The organism is Croceimicrobium sp., assembly GCF_965228705.1.
Taxonomy (GTDB): Bacteria; Bacteroidota; Bacteroidia; order Flavobacteriales; family Schleiferiaceae; genus Croceimicrobium.
The window spans coordinates 251,324-267,343 of the sequence record NZ_OZ245832.1 but is presented as its reverse complement, the minus strand read 5'-3'; the positions used below and the strand labels follow the sequence as shown (position 1 = coordinate 267,343).

Below are 16,020 nucleotides of genomic sequence, written 5' to 3'. Positions count from 1 at the left end.
GAATTTAGTTTATGTTGATTTCCTTATTCTTGATCATTCGGTAGAGGGTGCTTTTACCAATATCCAGGCGCTTAGCCACTTCCACCACATTATTATCATTTTTCCGCAGATAATGCTCAATCAATCTACGGTTGTACTCCTTTAGACTTAATCCCTCCGATACTAAGGTATCCATTTCATCAGTAACAGAGTTAAAATTCAGGTCTTTTTCCTCAATTACTCCACCATCGCAAAGCACCGCTGCCAGCTCCATTATCGCTTTTAATTCCCGAACATTTCCCGGCCAGGGATAAGACAATAATCTTTGCTGCACTTCGGAGCTAATTCGCAGGTCGCCAAAATCATTTTCCTTGCTAAATTCTTGCAAAAAATGCTTAGCCAACATCATTATGTCTCCTCCCCGTTCCCGCAGTGGCGGTAAGTGTATTGGTAATCCTAAAAGACGATAATAGAGGTCTTCCCGGAAATTACCGATTCGTACCTCCTCCTTCAAATCGCGGTGGGTAGCTACTAAAATGCGGGTATTGATCTTTACCGCTTTATTGCTTCCCAATCGCATCACTTCCTTTTCTTGTAAAACCCGCAATAGCTTTGCCTGAAGGTTTACATCCATCTCACCAATTTCATCCAGAAAGATGGTTCCTCCATCCGCTTCCTCAAATTTACCGATGCGCTTGGATACCGCTCCGGTGAAGGCTCCTTTCTCATGACCAAATAATTCGCTCTCCAGTAATTCACTGGGAATAGCGGCAATATTTATGGACACTAGGGGCTTGCCTCGGAATTTCGAATTGTAATGAATAGCCTTGGCTACCAATTCTTTACCGGTACCGGTTTCGCCGGTGATGGAAACCGTAATATTGGTTTGGGCTGCCTTTTCAATCAGCTTAAAGACCTTTTTAAGACCAGGGCTGCTACCTATAATATTGCTGAAATCGTATTTGAGGTTCACCTCTTCACGAAGTACATCGATCTCCTTCCGGAGGCGTGCATTCTCTCGAATATTATTCAAGGCTTTCCAAATTCGATCCTTGGCATTTACATCTTTTACGATATAATCATAAGCTCCCTCGCGTAATAAATCTACCGCGGTACCTACATCTTCCTGACCAGACACAATTAAAACTGGTAAATCCGGATGCTGTGATTTAATGCGCTTTAAAACGTCAATACCACTCAAATCCGGCAAGGAATAATCGAGTAAAATACAGTCGGGAACCTTATGTAATTGCTTTAAGAAAGAAGCAGCGTCACTAAAATGCTCCACCTCATTATCGGGATTTAAGCCCAGGTGATGCATTAACAGCTTGGCATAAGGGATACTATCCTCTACCAAAAAAATTTTCATCAAAGACATAGACGCTGACTTATCCCAAATTTAGGACTTAATCCCAGTTTGGGAAAATAGCTGTAGGCAGATAAAGCCTATTTTCTCACAGGCTTTTTAACAAAATTGAGGATCTGTACGGTGCCCAATTTCAGCCAGAATAACAAGCGAAGGGGCACACGATCGCGCATATAATAGAAACCCAGCAAGGTTCCCACACTAAAGGTTATGATGGAGATGGCTGCCACCCAGGGCAGGCTTTCAAAGAAGTAGAGTACCAGAATATCTCCAATAATATTCACACTAAGCATAACAATCACCTTGCGCATATTGATCTGAGGGCGATTCAAAACATCAAGGCCTACCCCGGCATATCGATCCAGGGCACTAAAGGCCATAAAGATGGCAAAGATGCGCAGGATAATAGCTGAGTCCAGGTATTTCTCGCCTCCCATTAGCAATACCAAAGGTTCGGCAAATATGAAAGCCCCAATAGCCATGGGTAGAAGCAGCACAAAGGCAAAGGCTGTTGCTGCTTCAAACTCGCGCTTAAAGGCCTCATCATCGCCACTTTTATTTGAGCGGGCCAGGCTCGGAAAAGAGAAGCTTACCAATGCACGTAATGGGATGTCAATCAAGTTTACCAAACGGTTGGGTACCTGATAAAGAGCTACCGCTTCCGGCCCCATAAAAATCCGAATCAAGAAATCGTCACTACCGCGCAATAGCGTTCCGCCAATGAGGGTTCCCATCGTGTAGCGACCGAATTTGTACAAGCGCGAAATCCATTCCTTTTGCGCACGGCGAATTTGGCGCAGTCCATCCCAATCAAAAATCAAGGCTATCCAGGACGGATTAAAATTAGAGATGATGGTAATCCACATTACCGCCCAAAGACCATATCCAAAATAGTAGGCCCATAAAACGCCTACAAAATTGAACACTTGATTACTCAGGCGTAGCCAAATCAATAAGTCAAAGCGAAGGTCTGCATTCAAGCGCCATTGCGCCATATTAGAGGGAATCGTACTAATGGCTTGAATTGGGATAAAAAGGGCATAGACCAGGACCTCCTCAGAAGGTTGATATATATACCAAGCCAACATGGCTAAACTCAAAGGCCCGGCAAAGACCAGTGTGCTCAGAAAGGAAAAGGCCCAGGAACTACCAATAATGCCTCGCTTCTCCTCTTCATCATCCGATTCGGCCATGAATTTAATGAAGGGCTTTCCTACCAAGCCATTGCGAAGCATTTCGAAGGTGGTGATGATCGCCAGGTAAATCCCATAAATCCCAAACTCCTCCTTAGTTAAGGCCCGGGCCAAATAGCCAAAGGTAAGAAGGGCAAAAGCCGCGCCCAGTACGGAGGTAACCATACTGAGGAACTTCTGGGATTTTAATTTCTGTAGCAAGATGAAATTTTAGAGCCAGTGTTTCAGATCACGCTTAATGAGTTTCTGCAAGTTCTCAATATCCTCACGGTATATCTCATTAATAATGCGCTGTTTCAATTTAGGGTCAAAATCGGGTTTTTCCAGGTTCTTATTACGAACATTATTTAACCAACGATTTACAGCCACGCTGCCTTTTAATTGACGGTGTAATCCTGGGGTAAACTTCTTTAAAAAGCGAATGGGAGCACTTTCCTGTCCTACCAAGGCATCTACCGACTTATTGCGCACCTTTCCCGATTTATTATACACCACATCGGTACCCACCTTTACATTGGGATCGACTCCCAAAAACTGAAAGGCTTCTTTAACTACTTCATCGGTCTTACCAATAAAATCTTCGTAGAGGAAGATCTTAATTTGATTGGGGTCAAAATGCTCGAAATAGGGTTTCAATTGGCGATAGTAAAATCCTTCATTCACCAAATCCGGACGACGCCACCAGATCGATTCTTTATTGAAAACTTCATTTAAATCCCCGCCTTCCGGAATTTCATTCTCGCGAACCAAATGAAAATAGCGCGAAAATATTCGGTCGGCCGGATGACGTAAAATAGCCATCAACTTAGCCTCAGGTACATAATGCTTAATCCTTTGCCAGGCGTCCTTATTACTGATGTAAGTGTTGGATACTTCTCCTTTTAGTTGATCTGGCTTAGCCTCTTTAAACAGGGCCAGGTAATCCTCCAGCTTATAAACCGAATTAAAATAATGCTCCTTATCGGTGGGATCTGTAAGAGTCTCAGGATCAAGTAACTCATAAGCAAAGAAATTAGGTTCCTTATCGCCCATGAAAATCTTAGGATGCTGATTGAGGTATTCATGCAATGAAGTAGTTCCGGATTTCCCGGCACCAATCACCACAAAATCAGGAAGTAGCGCTTTCTGATCCATGTAAAGATTTTTCGAGTTGGTTGATTATTTCGCTGAATTCATCTACACGTCCATACCAAGAATTCTGTTTGGCAAACTGTGCTCTTTCCTGTCGTTTGGCCGTACTATCGTTTTCAATTTCCCATTTTAGGGCTTGGGCAAATCCTTGGGCATCCTCATGTAGACTGGCAATATTTTCAAAATCACTTAATTCACCAAAGCGAGTAGAAACCACCGGAATTCCCGTAGCCAAATACTCATTGATTTTTAGAGGATAAACCCCTTTGGTAAACTCATTGATTTCGAAGGGAATAATTCCTACTGCACAGGTTTTAAGAAAGGCTGGTAAATCTTTTGCCGGCTTAGATCCCAGGAGCTTTACATTAGGATATTGCTTTAAAATTTCCTCTATCTGCTCTTCCATAACCTTACCCACAAAATGAAATTCATAATCCGGGTAACTTTTAAAGCATTCTTGAAGCAAATCATAATCCGACCGAAAATCGATGGCCCCCACGTAGCCAATAATAGGAGCTTTAGCTTCCTCCGTATAACCTGAATGAAAAAGGTCGTAATTCACTCCATTCTTCACCAAAAAGCATTGCGGTGTTTGAGGAGATTTACTTTTTAATAATCCGGCTGATGTTACCACGGTTGCATCCACCATTGGTAAATAGTGGGCTTCGGCTGGAGCACCGTGTTTAGCGGCCCAATCTGCTGCCCCAATTTCATCATAACAATGGTAGATTTCGAGCGAATTGGGAATCTCGCCCTTGGAATAAGCACCAAAATCCGGATTAAAGGAATTGATTAATACCGTATCCTCGCCCATATCCAAGCGCTTCATCGCTTTCCGAATAGCCCGATTTACCCTTTTCACATTCCAACGATGTAAGCGCTCATATAGCGCACCTTGAGGAAGAAAATTGGTGGGTAAAATAGCAGGAGGTGTAAAGAGATATAGAGTACCGCCTTTATCCTGAGGATAAGCCTGAATTCGATCTTTAAGTCCCAGAATCTGCCAAAAGTTAGGATTCTGCTCTCCTTTTAAGAGGCGCTGAAGGGCATCTTTCCAGGTAAACTGATAATCGACGTATAATACTCGGTTCTCCTCCGAAAAGACCTTCATCAGCTCTATGACGGTCTTGGCATAATCATCGAACCAATTAGTCCGACTATAGCAGATGATGTTCCTCCCTTTGAGCACTTCGTATTCGAATTCCGCTCAAAGTAAACGAAATTTTCCTTTGTCTACCGAAGGATCAGCGGATAAGTACGAACATAATCCTCTCCTTTTAAATGCAGGATATAAGAGCCCGCTTGAAGGCCTGAGGAACTTAAATCGAGCTGTGCATTTTCCAATTCTCCACTTTCCAGCAATCGTCCGTTTAAGTCGCTTAGATAATATTGTAGGCCTTCCATGTCTGGAGTCCAACTGCTTAACTTCAACTGGGCATTTTCGGTACTCAGCGGATTCGGATATACTTCTACACTGCGCAAAGGTCCTTCTGCATCCAAACTAAAAGTAGCTGGTAATAAAGCTACTTGCTTAGATACACTCTGACCATTAGTCAAGTTAATGCTAATGGTATCATTGCGGTAGCCTGTTTTTGAAACCACCATTTGGAATGTTCCCGGTGCCACTTGTGCTCCACGGTAATTGCCGAAAATATTCGTGTTTCCACTGATATCGGTATTGAGAACTTGCACCTGAGCATTAATCAAAGACTGTGAACTCAAGGAATCAATTACGCTCACAAAGAGGTAACAAGCTCTGGTATAATCACTTTGCAAGACGAACAATCCGCGTTGGCGATCGGTGGCCAAAATATTTCCACTGGGTAAATAGGGATAAGCTCCCCAACAACCACTAAATCCATCTCCCGAATCAAGGGAAGTATCGTAATAACCGGTTTCCACCATTAAGCCCGGCTGACTCACATCCAATATTTGTATTCCCGCAGTGTAATAACTGTTCACCAGGAAATTATTGAAGAAGTGCGCATTATGAGGAATCACATTGGTTCCAAAGTGAGTACGAATGCGGTCGTTCTCGGATATATTATTTAAATCGCTTACATCGTATTCCGCGATAAAAGCTCCACTCTTCTCGTCGGTAGTGAATACCCTTTGATTATCGTCACTAAACCAAATATTATGGGTGAAATTAAAAGGAGTGGTTTGAGTAGCTTTAATGACCGGGTTACTGGGATTGCTAATATCTATCGGCAAGAAAAATCCATCTAAAACCGCAGCTCCCCAGAGGGTATCACCACGTGCTACCCCATCATGTAAATAATAGTCATTGAATGCCCCCAGATAAACAGGATTAGTAGGATTGTTTTTCAAATCAAAAATCAGAGCCCCTCCCGCTCCAACGTTGGATCCAAATACAAATAAAAGTCCGGCCGCCTCATCTATATAAAGGTTGTGAGCCCGATCAAATGTATAGGAGTTAGTACCTACTGTAATTACCGGTTTACGGGTGTAGGTACTAGGAAAAGTATTGGCCAGGGTAGTCATGTCTACAATGAAAATTCCATTGGAAGTACCATTGTAATTATCATGAATGGTATAAGCATAATTACCATAGGTCTTCATATCACGCCAAATGGAACTGGCACCGCTAAAGAAATTGGTTTGAACCGGATTAGCCGGATTGCTTACATCCACAATGGAAAGGCCATTCTGCACCCCCACCAAAGCATATTCTTTGTTATTGGTGGTATCTACCCAGCCCCAAACATCATTCAGAGTTTGACTATAACCCAAGCGCCCTAAGCTTCTAATATCCAAACTATCCTGAGCTTGTAAATTAAAAGAGAGGGCAATTAATAGACTAATCCAAGCCCAGGGAGATTTGGCCGTCATCTTCAGTGATTTCGGCTGATTCGTCAGAATGTTCATTCGATGTATTATTATCTTGATCTGCCTCGATTTCCTCTTCCTCCTCTGCGGGCGGATCTAAAGGCTCAAGGGCATTTATCTTACGTACTTCATCCCTCGAAAGTTGGTTACCCTGCGCCTTTTCACCTTTTACCGCGATAAATTCACTGAGAACTAGCTCTTCATTATCCTTTTGCTTCCCGTTAATCTTTCGGTAGATAATTTCAATACGAGGTTGCAGATCGTAACTTACAACATCCAGTTGAGAGTCTGGATGCTCACTAATGAACAATTCCTTGCGATCCGGTACTTCCGGGATAAAACGCTTTACAAAATGCTTTTGCTTTTCACCATCAAAATAAACGGCTGAGACAGCACGCTCGGGATCGTATTTTTCTATGATTTGCCAATCATCTTCAAAGTGAATACTCAAATCATATCCCAGTAATCGATAATGCCCACTGGCGGTGATTTCCAAGATCTTATCCTCACCTTTAAAACTCCCCAGGAGTCGTCCCCTACCTTCGGCATTCAGGCGATTTACGGTATCGTCAAACCAAATTTTCCTTGCGGCCAAAGTGGAAACGCCTTCCTCTTTAATCTCAATTTTCTTGATTGGATACTTGGTTACGGTATTTCCCTTCGCCCCACGACCTTTTATCGCAAGATCGGCAAAGTCGACTTCGAGTTTCAGCTTTTTCAATCGCTGTAATGCCCGCAGGTGGACCATTACTTTTTCGGCCTCACCATTTGGATTGGCGGTAAAATGCAATACTTCAGAACCAGTGTTTCCAGCCGTTAAGTCATAGTGTTTATCGCGGGTAATAGCAGTAACCTGAAAGCGCTTCATAAAGGAGGCTCCCTTCTTACCATCGCGATAAATCATATTGTAAGTAGTGCGCTTATCGCCCTTCTTCCATACCGCTACATGGATAATGTCCTTACCCACATAGGTTTTTTGATCCACCTTGCTAACAATCATCTCTCCGCTCTTCAGGAAAACGATGATATCGTCGATATCCGAACAATCGCAAATAAAGGTGTCCTTTTTAAGACTGGTACCAATAAAGCCTTCTTCCAGGTTGGCATAAAGCTTAACATTGGCCATCGCTACTTTCGTAGCTTCAATATCCTCGAAGATGCGGATTTCAGTCTTGCGATCTCGACCAGCGCCATATTTCTTCTGAATATTCTTAAACCAGTCGATTGCATACTCCACCAAATTATTAAGGTGGTGTTTCACCTGCTCGATATCGCCCTCCAGGGCTTCGATGAGCGCATCTGCCTTATCCTTGTCGAATTTAGAAATTCGCTTAATTCGGATTTCCGTTAAGCGAGTAATATCCTCCTCCGTTACTTCGCGTAATAAATGACCGATATGCGGTTCTAAGCCGATGCGAATATTGCCAATTACCTGATCCCAGGTTTCGGCCTCTTCTATATCGCGGTAGATTTTATTCTCAATAAAAATGCGCTCCAGAGAGGCAAAATGCCATTTCTCCTGAAGCTCGTTAAGCTCCCACTCCAACTCGGCTTTCAGTACATCCAGAGTATTCCCCACATTACGACGGAGAATCTCCTTTACCGATATAAATTGGGGAGCATCATTCTCAATTACACAGCATAAAGGAGCAATCGAAAGCTCACAATCGGTAAAAGCATATAGGGCATCAATCATCTTATCCGGAGATATGCCGGAGGGAAGATGTACTAAGATCTCTACGTGTTCTGCGGTATTATCTTCTATTTTCCGAATCTTGATCTTGCCCTTATCATTGGCTTTCAAGATTGAATCAATAAGAGATCCGGTGGTGGTATTGAAAGGGATCTCTTCAATAACCAGGGTTTTCTTATCACGCACACTTATACGCGCTCGAACCCGAATCCGGCTTCCGCGCAGACCTTCATTATACTGACTAAAGTCTGCTATCCCCCCGGTTGGGAAATCGGGGAGCAAATCAAATTTTTGATTTTTTAAAATCTTGATCGAGGCATTAATCAACTCATTGAAGTTATGGGGCATGATCTTCGTTGATAAGCCTACCGCAATACCTTCTACCCCTTGTGCCAGTAGTAAAGGGAATTTCACGGGAAACTCTACTGGCTCCTTGCCCCTGCCATCGTAGCTACTTTGCCACTCTGTAACTTTAGGACTGTAAATAATATCCAGTGCAAACTTGGACAAACGAGCTTCAATATAACGTGGAGCTGCTGCGCTGTCTCCGGTAAGTACGTTCCCCCAGTTACCCTGAGCATCAATTAACAATTCCTTTTGCCCTAATTGAACCAAGGCATCCCCAATGGAAGCATCCCCATGCGGATGGTACTTCATGGTTTGCCCGATAACATTCGCCACCTTGTGATAGCGACCATCATCCATTTCTTTAAGAGCATGCAAGATGCGCCTTTGTACAGGCTTCATGCCATCCCCCAAAGTTGGAACTGCCCTTTCGAGGATTACATAACTGGCATAATCCAGAAAATAGTCCTCATACATTCCCGAAACCCGGGTAATTTGTGGGGCTTGTTCCTTAGGATTGCTCTCCTGATTTTCTTGATTTTGATCCTGACTTTCTTCCGTCATTTTTTCCTCGCTGTGAGTATTTCTTTAACGAATTCTCCAAACTTTTTACCTGAGAGCCTGAGAGATAGGAAACCAACATGGATCTTTCCTTTATCCCTCCACTACGACTCTTTATAAATATGATTAAGCGCCGGCGAAACAGAATATTGGTCATTTTATAACCGTGCAAACGACGCTTGGGAAATTCATAATGTTTATTGTAATTGCGAATCAGACGTCCCCATAAGGCATCTGCAGTAGTAAAGTTTAATACCTCGCCCTCAGAATCGTACTTAAACTCATTCGGCCCACGGTATATTAATAGGATGATAATCAACAGTCCACCCAGGCCCAGCCACCAACTATCCGTAAAGGAGCCCTGAAAAAAAGACAGGACGAAATCGGTTAAAATCGCCAATAAGGCCACACTTAAGATCACCAGGTTGATCTTAGAATAGGAATTGGAATTAATTTTCATGAAGCAGTTCCTCTTTTTCCTCCTCTTCAGTAGGATCGCGTTCTATTCTCAGGTTTTCGATAATAAATTCTTGACGCTTAGGGGTGTTTTTCCCCATGTAGAAAGCGAGGATCTGGTCGATAGTTGCTTCTTTGGAAAGCATTACCGGATCCAGGCGAATATCCTCTCCAATAAAATGCTTGAACTCATCAGGAGAAATCTCTCCCAATCCTTTAAATCGGGTAATTTCTGCTTTAGCCCCCAATTTTAAGAGCGCTGCCCGCTTTTCCTCATCACTGTAACAATAATGTGTCTCCTTTTTATTGCGAACTCTAAATAATGGAGTTTGCAAAATGAAAAGATGCCCCTCCCGCACAAGTTCAGGGAAAAACTGCAAAAAGAAAGTAATCAACAATAAGCGGATGTGCATACCATCAACATCTGCATCGGTTGCCACTACCACATTATTATAGCGCAGGTTTTCGAGTCCGTCCTCAATATTCAGAGCCGCCTGTAAGAGGTTAAACTCCTCATTCTCATAAACCACTTTTTTGGTTAAACCGTAACAGTTAAGCGGTTTACCCTTAAGGCTAAATACCGCCTGCGTATTCACATCCCGACTTTTCGTAATGGAACCACTGGCAGAATCTCCCTCGGTAATGAAGAGTGTGGTATCTAAGCGACGCTCGTCCTTTTGATCATTATAATGGATGCGGCAATCACGCAGCTTACGATTGTGCAAACTGGCTTTTTTAGCACGCTCGCGAGCTAGCTTCTTAATACCGCTCAACTCCTTGCGCTCTTTCTCCGCTCTTAATATCTTACGGTAAATAATCTCGGCAATTTCCTCATTCCGATGGAGGAAGTTATCGAGATTGGTTTTCATAAAATCATTAATGAAAGTCCGAATAGTAGGACCATCCGGACCAATATCATTCGATCCTAGTTTGGTTTTGGTTTGCGATTCAAATACCGGTTCAATCACCTTGATGGAAATCGCGGCTACTACCGAATCCCGAACATCTGAAGCATCAAAACTCTTATTGTAAAATTCGCGCAGGGTTTTCACCAATGCCTCTCTAAAGGCCGCCTGGTGCGTTCCCCCCTGGGTGGTATGCTGACCATTCACGAAGGAATAGTACATATCACTCTGGCTGCGCTCACTGTGGGTTAAGGCCACTTCAATATCATCCCCCCTCAAATGAATAATATCATGCAGGGTTGGATTGTCTATATTATTGCTGAGCAGGTCTTTTAAACCGTTTTCCGAAAGGTATTTCTCACCATTAAAAACGATGGTAAGCCCTGGATTCAGATAACAGTAATTCCAGATCATTTTCTCAACATACTCCGAAACAAAGCGATAATGCTTAAACACACTGTTATCGGGCTTGAAAACAATCTTGGTTCCCTTGCGGAGGCTACTTTCTTTGATGTCCTCGTCTTCTACCAAATTCCCTTTTTCGAAACGGGCTATTTTGGTTTGACCATCACGTACCGATTGTACCATGAAATAGTCACTCAAAGCATTTACAGCCTTGGCTCCTACTCCATTTAATCCTACTGACTTTTTAAAAGCTTTAGAATCGTATTTGGCACCGGTATTGATCTTGGAAACCACGTCAACCACCTTGCCTAAAGGAATCCCCCGGCCATAGTCGCGAATCATAACTTCGCCATCGCGAATATTCACTTCCACAGTTTTACCGGCTCCCATCACAAATTCATCGATGGCATTATCGATAATCTCTTTGAGCAGGATATAGACTCCATCATCCGACGAAGAACCATCCCCTAACTTACCGATATACATACCGGGCCTGAGCCGGATATGCTCTTTCCAGTCGAGAGATCTAATATTATCTTCGTTGTAATTGGAGCTTGTAGACATGGTATTTGGTAGGATAAAGGCTTAAAAATAGCTATACAGCAGGGACTGCAGGCTAATAGAACCTCAGATTTTTTTCACAACTTATCAAGAACCTAAACATTAAAGAGGAAGTGCATCACATCTCCATCTGCAACCACATAGCCCTTTCCTTCTACTCTTAATTTACCGGCCTCTTTTACCGCAGATTCCGAACCATAAGTCAGGTAATCCTTGAGGTTTATCACCTCAGCACGGATAAATCCTTTTTCGAAATCTGTGTGAATTACACCTGCAGCTTGGGGAGCGGTAAAACCTTTTTTAATGGTCCAGGCTCTCACCTCTTTTACACCGGCAGTGAAATAAGTTTGCAAATTTAACAACTGATAAGCCTTGCGAATCAAGCGGTTAACCCCTGCTTCTTCCAAGCCCAAATCATCCAGAAACATGCGACGCTCCTCATAACTTTCGAGCTCAGAGATATCCGCTTCGGTAGCGGCGGCCAAATGAATCACCTCTGCTCCTTCGGAGGCAGCCATTTCCTGCACCTTGCTTACCCATTGATTCCCTTCCTTGGCAGAAGCTTCATCCACATTGCAAACGTAAAGCACGGGTTTATCGGTAAGCAATTGAATATCACTAATCAATTCATCCTGCTCTTCGGTACGTTCAAAGGCTCTCACATTCTGACCACCCTCCACATGCTTAAGTAAGGCCTCCAGCATGGTCACATTATGAACCTCCTCTTTATTTCCAGCCTTAGCTGCTTTGCGATGTTTATCCAATCGCTTTTCGAGGGTCTCCAAATCTTTAAACTGCAGCTCCGTATCGATGGTATCTTTATCCCGAATTGGATCTACAGTCCCATCTACGTGGGTGATATTATCATTTTCGAAGCAACGAAGTACATGCAGAATCGCGTTGCATTCGCGGATATTCCCTAAAAACTGATTCCCTAAACCTTCCCCTTTAGAAGCCCCTTTTACCAAACCTGCGATATCCACGATTTCAACCGTTGCCGGCACCACTCTTTGTGGGTTTACGATCGCTTCTAATTTATCCAGGCGTTCGTCCGGAACATTCACCATACCCACATTGGGCTCAATGGTACAGAAGGGGAAATTGGCCGATTGCGCCTTGGCATTCGACAAACAATTAAAGAGGGTGGATTTACCAACATTTGGCAATCCTACAATACCACATTTCATGCGTTTCAATTAAGGCGGCAAAGATACTTTTTTGCTAAAGCCTGAACCACATTATCGCAGGAAAGGAAAGCGGGCCCCTTTTTCACATTTTATCAACATTACAAAGTTCAGGCGCTTGAGATTCAATAATTTTGCAAAATCAATGTGAGTAAATGACTGATCTTAAAGACCTTCAAAAAATTTGTACCCAAACCCGCAGGGATATTGTGCGGATGGTACATGCGGTTCAATCCGGTCACCCCGGCGGAAGCCTTGGTTGTACCGAATATTTTGTGGCCCTTTACCATCATATGATGGACTATAAAGCCCAGCCTTTTGATCCTGATGGTAAAAATGAGGATCTCTTCTTCTTATCGAATGGACATATCAGTCCGGTTTATTACAGTGTCTTAAGCAGAGCTGGATTTTTCCCGGTAGAAGAGTTAGCCACCTTCCGTAAACTGAACACTCGTTTACAAGGTCACCCAACTACACATGAAGGTCTTCCTGGCGTGCGCATTGCCAGTGGTTCTCTCGGTCAGGGAATGTCGGTAGCTATTGGTGCCGCCCTCAGTAAAAAATTAGCTAAAGACGATCATTTAGTATACAGCCTTCATGGTGATGGTGAATTGCAAGAAGGTCAGATTTGGGAAGCAGCCATGTATGCCGCTGCCAATAAGGTGGATAATCTGATTTCGACCATCGATGCCAATGGTCAACAAATCGACGGCTCTACAGATGATGTTTTAGCCATGGGTAGCATTGCTTCCAAGTTCCAGGCTTTTGGATGGGATACCGTTCACATCCAAAAAGGTAATGATATGGAAGCCGTAATTGCTGGCTTGGAAGAAGCCCGTTCCAAAACCGGAAAGGGAAAACCAATTGCTGTAATTATGGAAACCGACATGGGAGCCGGGGTTGATTTTATGGCCGGAACTCACAAATGGCATGGTATTGCTCCTAATGATGAGCAACTAGCAGCAGCCTTAGGGCAATTGGAAGAAACATTGGGTGATTATTGATTTGCGATTCCTTTTCAAAATAATTCCACTGCTTTTACTCTCTACGACTTTATTAGGTCAACGAGAGCTGAAGCGGGATCCGGTTATTACTCGGATACTCTTTGTTTTTGATGGTTCGCAAAGTATGTATGCACGCTGGGAAAGTGGCAACAAAATCGATGTAGCCCGTCGGCTCATGGGTAAAATGTTGGATAGCCTGAACAGCCTGGATCAAGAGAATTTACAGCTTGCTCTGCGCGTATATGGTCATCAAAAACCGGTACCACCTCAGGATTGTAATGATACTCGACTGGAAATTCCCTTTGGCAAAGACAATTATGCCCGTATCAAGCGAAAGCTTAACAGCATAAGTCCCAAGGGCACTACTCCAATTGCGCGATCCTTAGAACGTGCGGCTTATGATTTTGGGGATTGCTCCAATTGCCGCAATATTATCATCCTTATCACCGATGGCGTAGAAGCTTGTGATGAAGATCCTTGCGCCGCCTCGCGCATCTTACAGCAAAAGGGAATTGCCTTAAAGCCTTTTGTGATTGGAATTGGCTTGGATAAGAATTTCCAAAAAACCTTTGAATGCGTAGGGAATTATTTTGATGCCTCTGACGAAGAAACCTTCGAAAATGTATTGGGTATCGTAATTTCTCAGGCTTTAGATAATACCACCGCTCAGGTAAATCTTTTGGATGGAAACGGCTTAGCAACCGAGTCCAATGTGGCCCTCACCTTTTATGATGCCGTAAGCGGCAAGATTATGGAGCAAATGGTACATACCCTTAATAATAAAGGCGTACCAGACACCATTTACCTGGACCCTTTAATGACCTATAACCTTACGGTGCATTCTATTCCGGAGCGTAGTAAAAAGGATATCCGAATCTCATCCGGACAGCACAATATCATTGGCTTGGATTTGGCACGCGGAACCTTAAAGCTTCAGCATCAACAAAGAGGAGGATCAGAGTTGATGGCTTTGGTCTATGAAAAAGGAAGTACCAAGCCTTTGCATGTTCAGGAATTCAATAGCGCTGTGGAGTACCTGGAAGGAAAATACGATTTAGAAATACTCAGCCTCCCGCGGATTCATCTTAAAGATGTTGAAATAGAGGCGGGTAAATCCACAAATATTTCGGTTGCTCCTGCAGGTGTGGTGAACATTCAGAGCAGCTCCCCCAGCTTTGGCAGCATTTTAACCTTAAATGCTCAAGGCGGATGGGACTGGGTTTGTGACCTAAATTCACAGAAATCACGACAAAGCTTTAACCTGCAACCCGGAACCTACCGGGTGATATCCCGATCAAAATCTTCACAACAAAGTTTATACTCGGTCGCCGAAGAATTTACGGTGAACTCCGGGACCACTACCATTGTAAAACTCAACTAAGATGAAAAAGTACACTGACCAGGGAGCTAAAGATACCCGCTCAGGATTTGGAGCCGGCTTAAGCGAATTGGGTAAAACTAATCCCAATGTAGTTGCTCTTTGTGCCGACCTTACCGGCTCTCTAAAAATGGACGCCTTTGCCAAAGACCACCCCGAACGCTTCTTTCAGGTAGGAATTGCCGAGGCCAATATGATGGGGATTGCTGCTGGTATGACCATTGGAGGAAAGATTCCTTTTACCGGAACTTTCGCCAACTTTTCAACCGGACGGGTTTACGATCAAATTCGACAGTCCATTGCATATTCTGGTAAAAACGTAAAAATTTGCGCCAGCCATGCCGGGCTTACCCTAGGTGAGGATGGAGCGACCCACCAGATTCTAGAAGATATTGGTTTGATGAAAATGCTTCCCGGCATGACCGTAATCAACCCTTGTGATTATAACCAAACCAAAGCTGCCACCATCGCAATTGCGGAGCATGATGGCCCGGTATACCTACGTTTTGGTCGCCCCAAAGTGGCCAATTTTACCCCGGCTGATCAAAAGTTTGAGATAGGCAAAGCCTTATTCTTACAAGAGGGAAGTGATGTAACTATTGCCGCCACCGGACATTTGGTTTGGAAGGCCCTGGAAGCAGCTGAAATCTTGGAAGCTGAAGGTATTAGTGCAGAAGTAATCAACTTCCATACAATTAAGCCTTTGGACGAAGAAGCACTTTTGCGTTCTACGGCTAAAACCGGTGCTTTGGTATCAGCCGAAGAGCATCAAATGGCTGGCGGATTAGGCGAAAGCCTTTCAGCAGTATTGGTTCGCAATAGTCCATGTCCTCAAGAGTTTGTTGCCGTAAACGATAGCTTTGGGGAAAGTGGTACTCCCGAGCAATTACTCGAGAAATACGGTTTAAGCACACAAGCCATTTACGAAGCCGCTAAGCGCGCTATTAGCCGTAAATAGGCCTCTGAACGAAGTATTTAGGCCTTTGAGCGAAAGCTCTGAGTCTGCGAT

The 16,020-nt window shown here is 43.6% G+C and carries 12 protein-coding genes; 3 read left to right on the top strand and 9 right to left on the bottom strand.

Features of this window, described 5'->3' with window-relative positions; translation table 11 throughout:
* Positions 1-4 precede the first annotated feature (4 nt).
* The 9 genes from ACO05P_RS01180 to ychF form a co-directional block, all read right to left on the bottom strand.
* On the bottom strand, positions 5-1,348 hold the full coding sequence (locus ACO05P_RS01180) for a sigma-54-dependent transcriptional regulator (protein ID WP_421752961.1): 1,344 nt from the start codon (positions 1,346-1,348) through the stop codon (positions 5-7).
* Positions 1,349-1,425: 77 nt separating this feature from the next.
* The gene (locus tag ACO05P_RS01175) at positions 1,426-2,739 is read right to left on the bottom strand and encodes a lipopolysaccharide biosynthesis protein (protein WP_421752960.1); all 1,314 of its coding nucleotides are present in this window, start codon (positions 2,737-2,739) and stop codon (positions 1,426-1,428) included.
* A gap of 9 nt (positions 2,740-2,748) precedes the next feature.
* Positions 2,749-3,672, bottom strand: a complete 924-nt coding sequence (locus tag ACO05P_RS01170) for a sulfotransferase family protein (RefSeq protein ID WP_421752959.1) — start codon at positions 3,670-3,672, stop codon at positions 2,749-2,751.
* On the bottom strand, positions 3,647-4,858 hold the full coding sequence (locus ACO05P_RS01165; protein ID WP_421752958.1) for a glycosyltransferase: 1,212 nt from the start codon (positions 4,856-4,858) through the stop codon (positions 3,647-3,649). Before ACO05P_RS01165 ends, ACO05P_RS01170 begins: the two co-directional genes overlap by 26 nt.
* A gap of 44 nt (positions 4,859-4,902) precedes the next feature.
* Positions 4,903-6,522, bottom strand: a complete 1,620-nt coding sequence (locus tag ACO05P_RS01160) for a choice-of-anchor B family protein (protein WP_421752957.1) — start codon at positions 6,520-6,522, stop codon at positions 4,903-4,905.
* On the bottom strand, positions 6,491-9,121 hold the full coding sequence (locus ACO05P_RS01155) for a DNA gyrase/topoisomerase IV subunit A (RefSeq protein WP_421752956.1): 2,631 nt from the start codon (positions 9,119-9,121) through the stop codon (positions 6,491-6,493). Before ACO05P_RS01155 ends, ACO05P_RS01160 begins: the two co-directional genes overlap by 32 nt.
* The gene (locus ACO05P_RS01150; protein WP_421752955.1) at positions 9,069-9,578 is read right to left on the bottom strand and encodes a hypothetical protein; all 510 of its coding nucleotides are present in this window, start codon (positions 9,576-9,578) and stop codon (positions 9,069-9,071) included. The genes ACO05P_RS01155 and ACO05P_RS01150 overlap by 53 nt, the downstream gene beginning before the upstream one ends.
* Complete coding sequence (locus ACO05P_RS01145) at positions 9,568-11,448, bottom strand: DNA topoisomerase IV subunit B (RefSeq protein WP_421752954.1); 1,881 nt, start codon at positions 11,446-11,448, stop codon at positions 9,568-9,570. Before ACO05P_RS01145 ends, ACO05P_RS01150 begins: the two co-directional genes overlap by 11 nt.
* A gap of 92 nt (positions 11,449-11,540) precedes the next feature.
* Positions 11,541-12,632, bottom strand: a complete 1,092-nt coding sequence (gene ychF / locus ACO05P_RS01140) for a redox-regulated ATPase YchF (RefSeq protein WP_421752953.1) — start codon at positions 12,630-12,632, stop codon at positions 11,541-11,543.
* A 152-nt stretch (positions 12,633-12,784) separates the two neighbouring features.
* On the opposite strand from ychF, the gene ACO05P_RS01135 reads away from it, so the two are divergent.
* From ACO05P_RS01135 to ACO05P_RS01125, 3 genes are read left to right on the top strand one after another with little or no spacing between them, the layout of a single operon-like run.
* Positions 12,785-13,633 carry a transketolase gene (locus ACO05P_RS01135; RefSeq protein WP_421752952.1) on the top strand — a complete coding sequence of 283 codons (849 nt, stop codon included), beginning with the start codon at positions 12,785-12,787 and terminating at the stop codon, positions 13,631-13,633.
* Positions 13,623-15,014 carry a vWA domain-containing protein gene (locus tag ACO05P_RS01130; protein WP_421752951.1) on the top strand — a complete coding sequence of 464 codons (1,392 nt, stop codon included), beginning with the start codon at positions 13,623-13,625 and terminating at the stop codon, positions 15,012-15,014. Before ACO05P_RS01135 ends, ACO05P_RS01130 begins: the two co-directional genes overlap by 11 nt.
* Before the next feature lies 1 nt (position 15,015).
* Positions 15,016-15,969, top strand: coding sequence for a transketolase family protein (locus ACO05P_RS01125; RefSeq protein ID WP_421752950.1), 954 nt, complete (start codon positions 15,016-15,018; stop codon positions 15,967-15,969).
* The last annotated feature ends 51 nt before the right edge of the window (positions 15,970-16,020 follow it).

Coding starts and splice junctions, on each gene's coding strand:
- ACO05P_RS01135 (WP_421752952.1), top strand. CDS start 12,785: ATGACTGATCTTAAAGACCTTCAAAAAATTTGTACCCAAACCCGCAGG.
- ACO05P_RS01150 (WP_421752955.1), bottom strand. CDS start 9,578: ATGAAAATTAATTCCAATTCCTATTCTAAGATCAACCTGGTGATCTTA.
- ACO05P_RS01170 (WP_421752959.1), bottom strand. CDS start 3,672: ATGGATCAGAAAGCGCTACTTCCTGATTTTGTGGTGATTGGTGCCGGG.
- ychF (WP_421752953.1), bottom strand. CDS start 12,632: ATGAAATGTGGTATTGTAGGATTGCCAAATGTTGGTAAATCCACCCTC.
- ACO05P_RS01155 (WP_421752956.1), bottom strand. CDS start 9,121: ATGACGGAAGAAAGTCAGGATCAAAATCAAGAAAATCAGGAGAGCAAT.
- ACO05P_RS01180 (WP_421752961.1), bottom strand. CDS start 1,348: ATGAAAATTTTTTTGGTAGAGGATAGTATCCCTTATGCCAAGCTGTTA.
- ACO05P_RS01160 (WP_421752957.1), bottom strand. CDS start 6,522: ATGACGGCCAAATCTCCCTGGGCTTGGATTAGTCTATTAATTGCCCTC.
- ACO05P_RS01125 (WP_421752950.1), top strand. CDS start 15,016: ATGAAAAAGTACACTGACCAGGGAGCTAAAGATACCCGCTCAGGATTT.
- ACO05P_RS01145 (WP_421752954.1), bottom strand. CDS start 11,448: ATGTCTACAAGCTCCAATTACAACGAAGATAATATTAGATCTCTCGAC.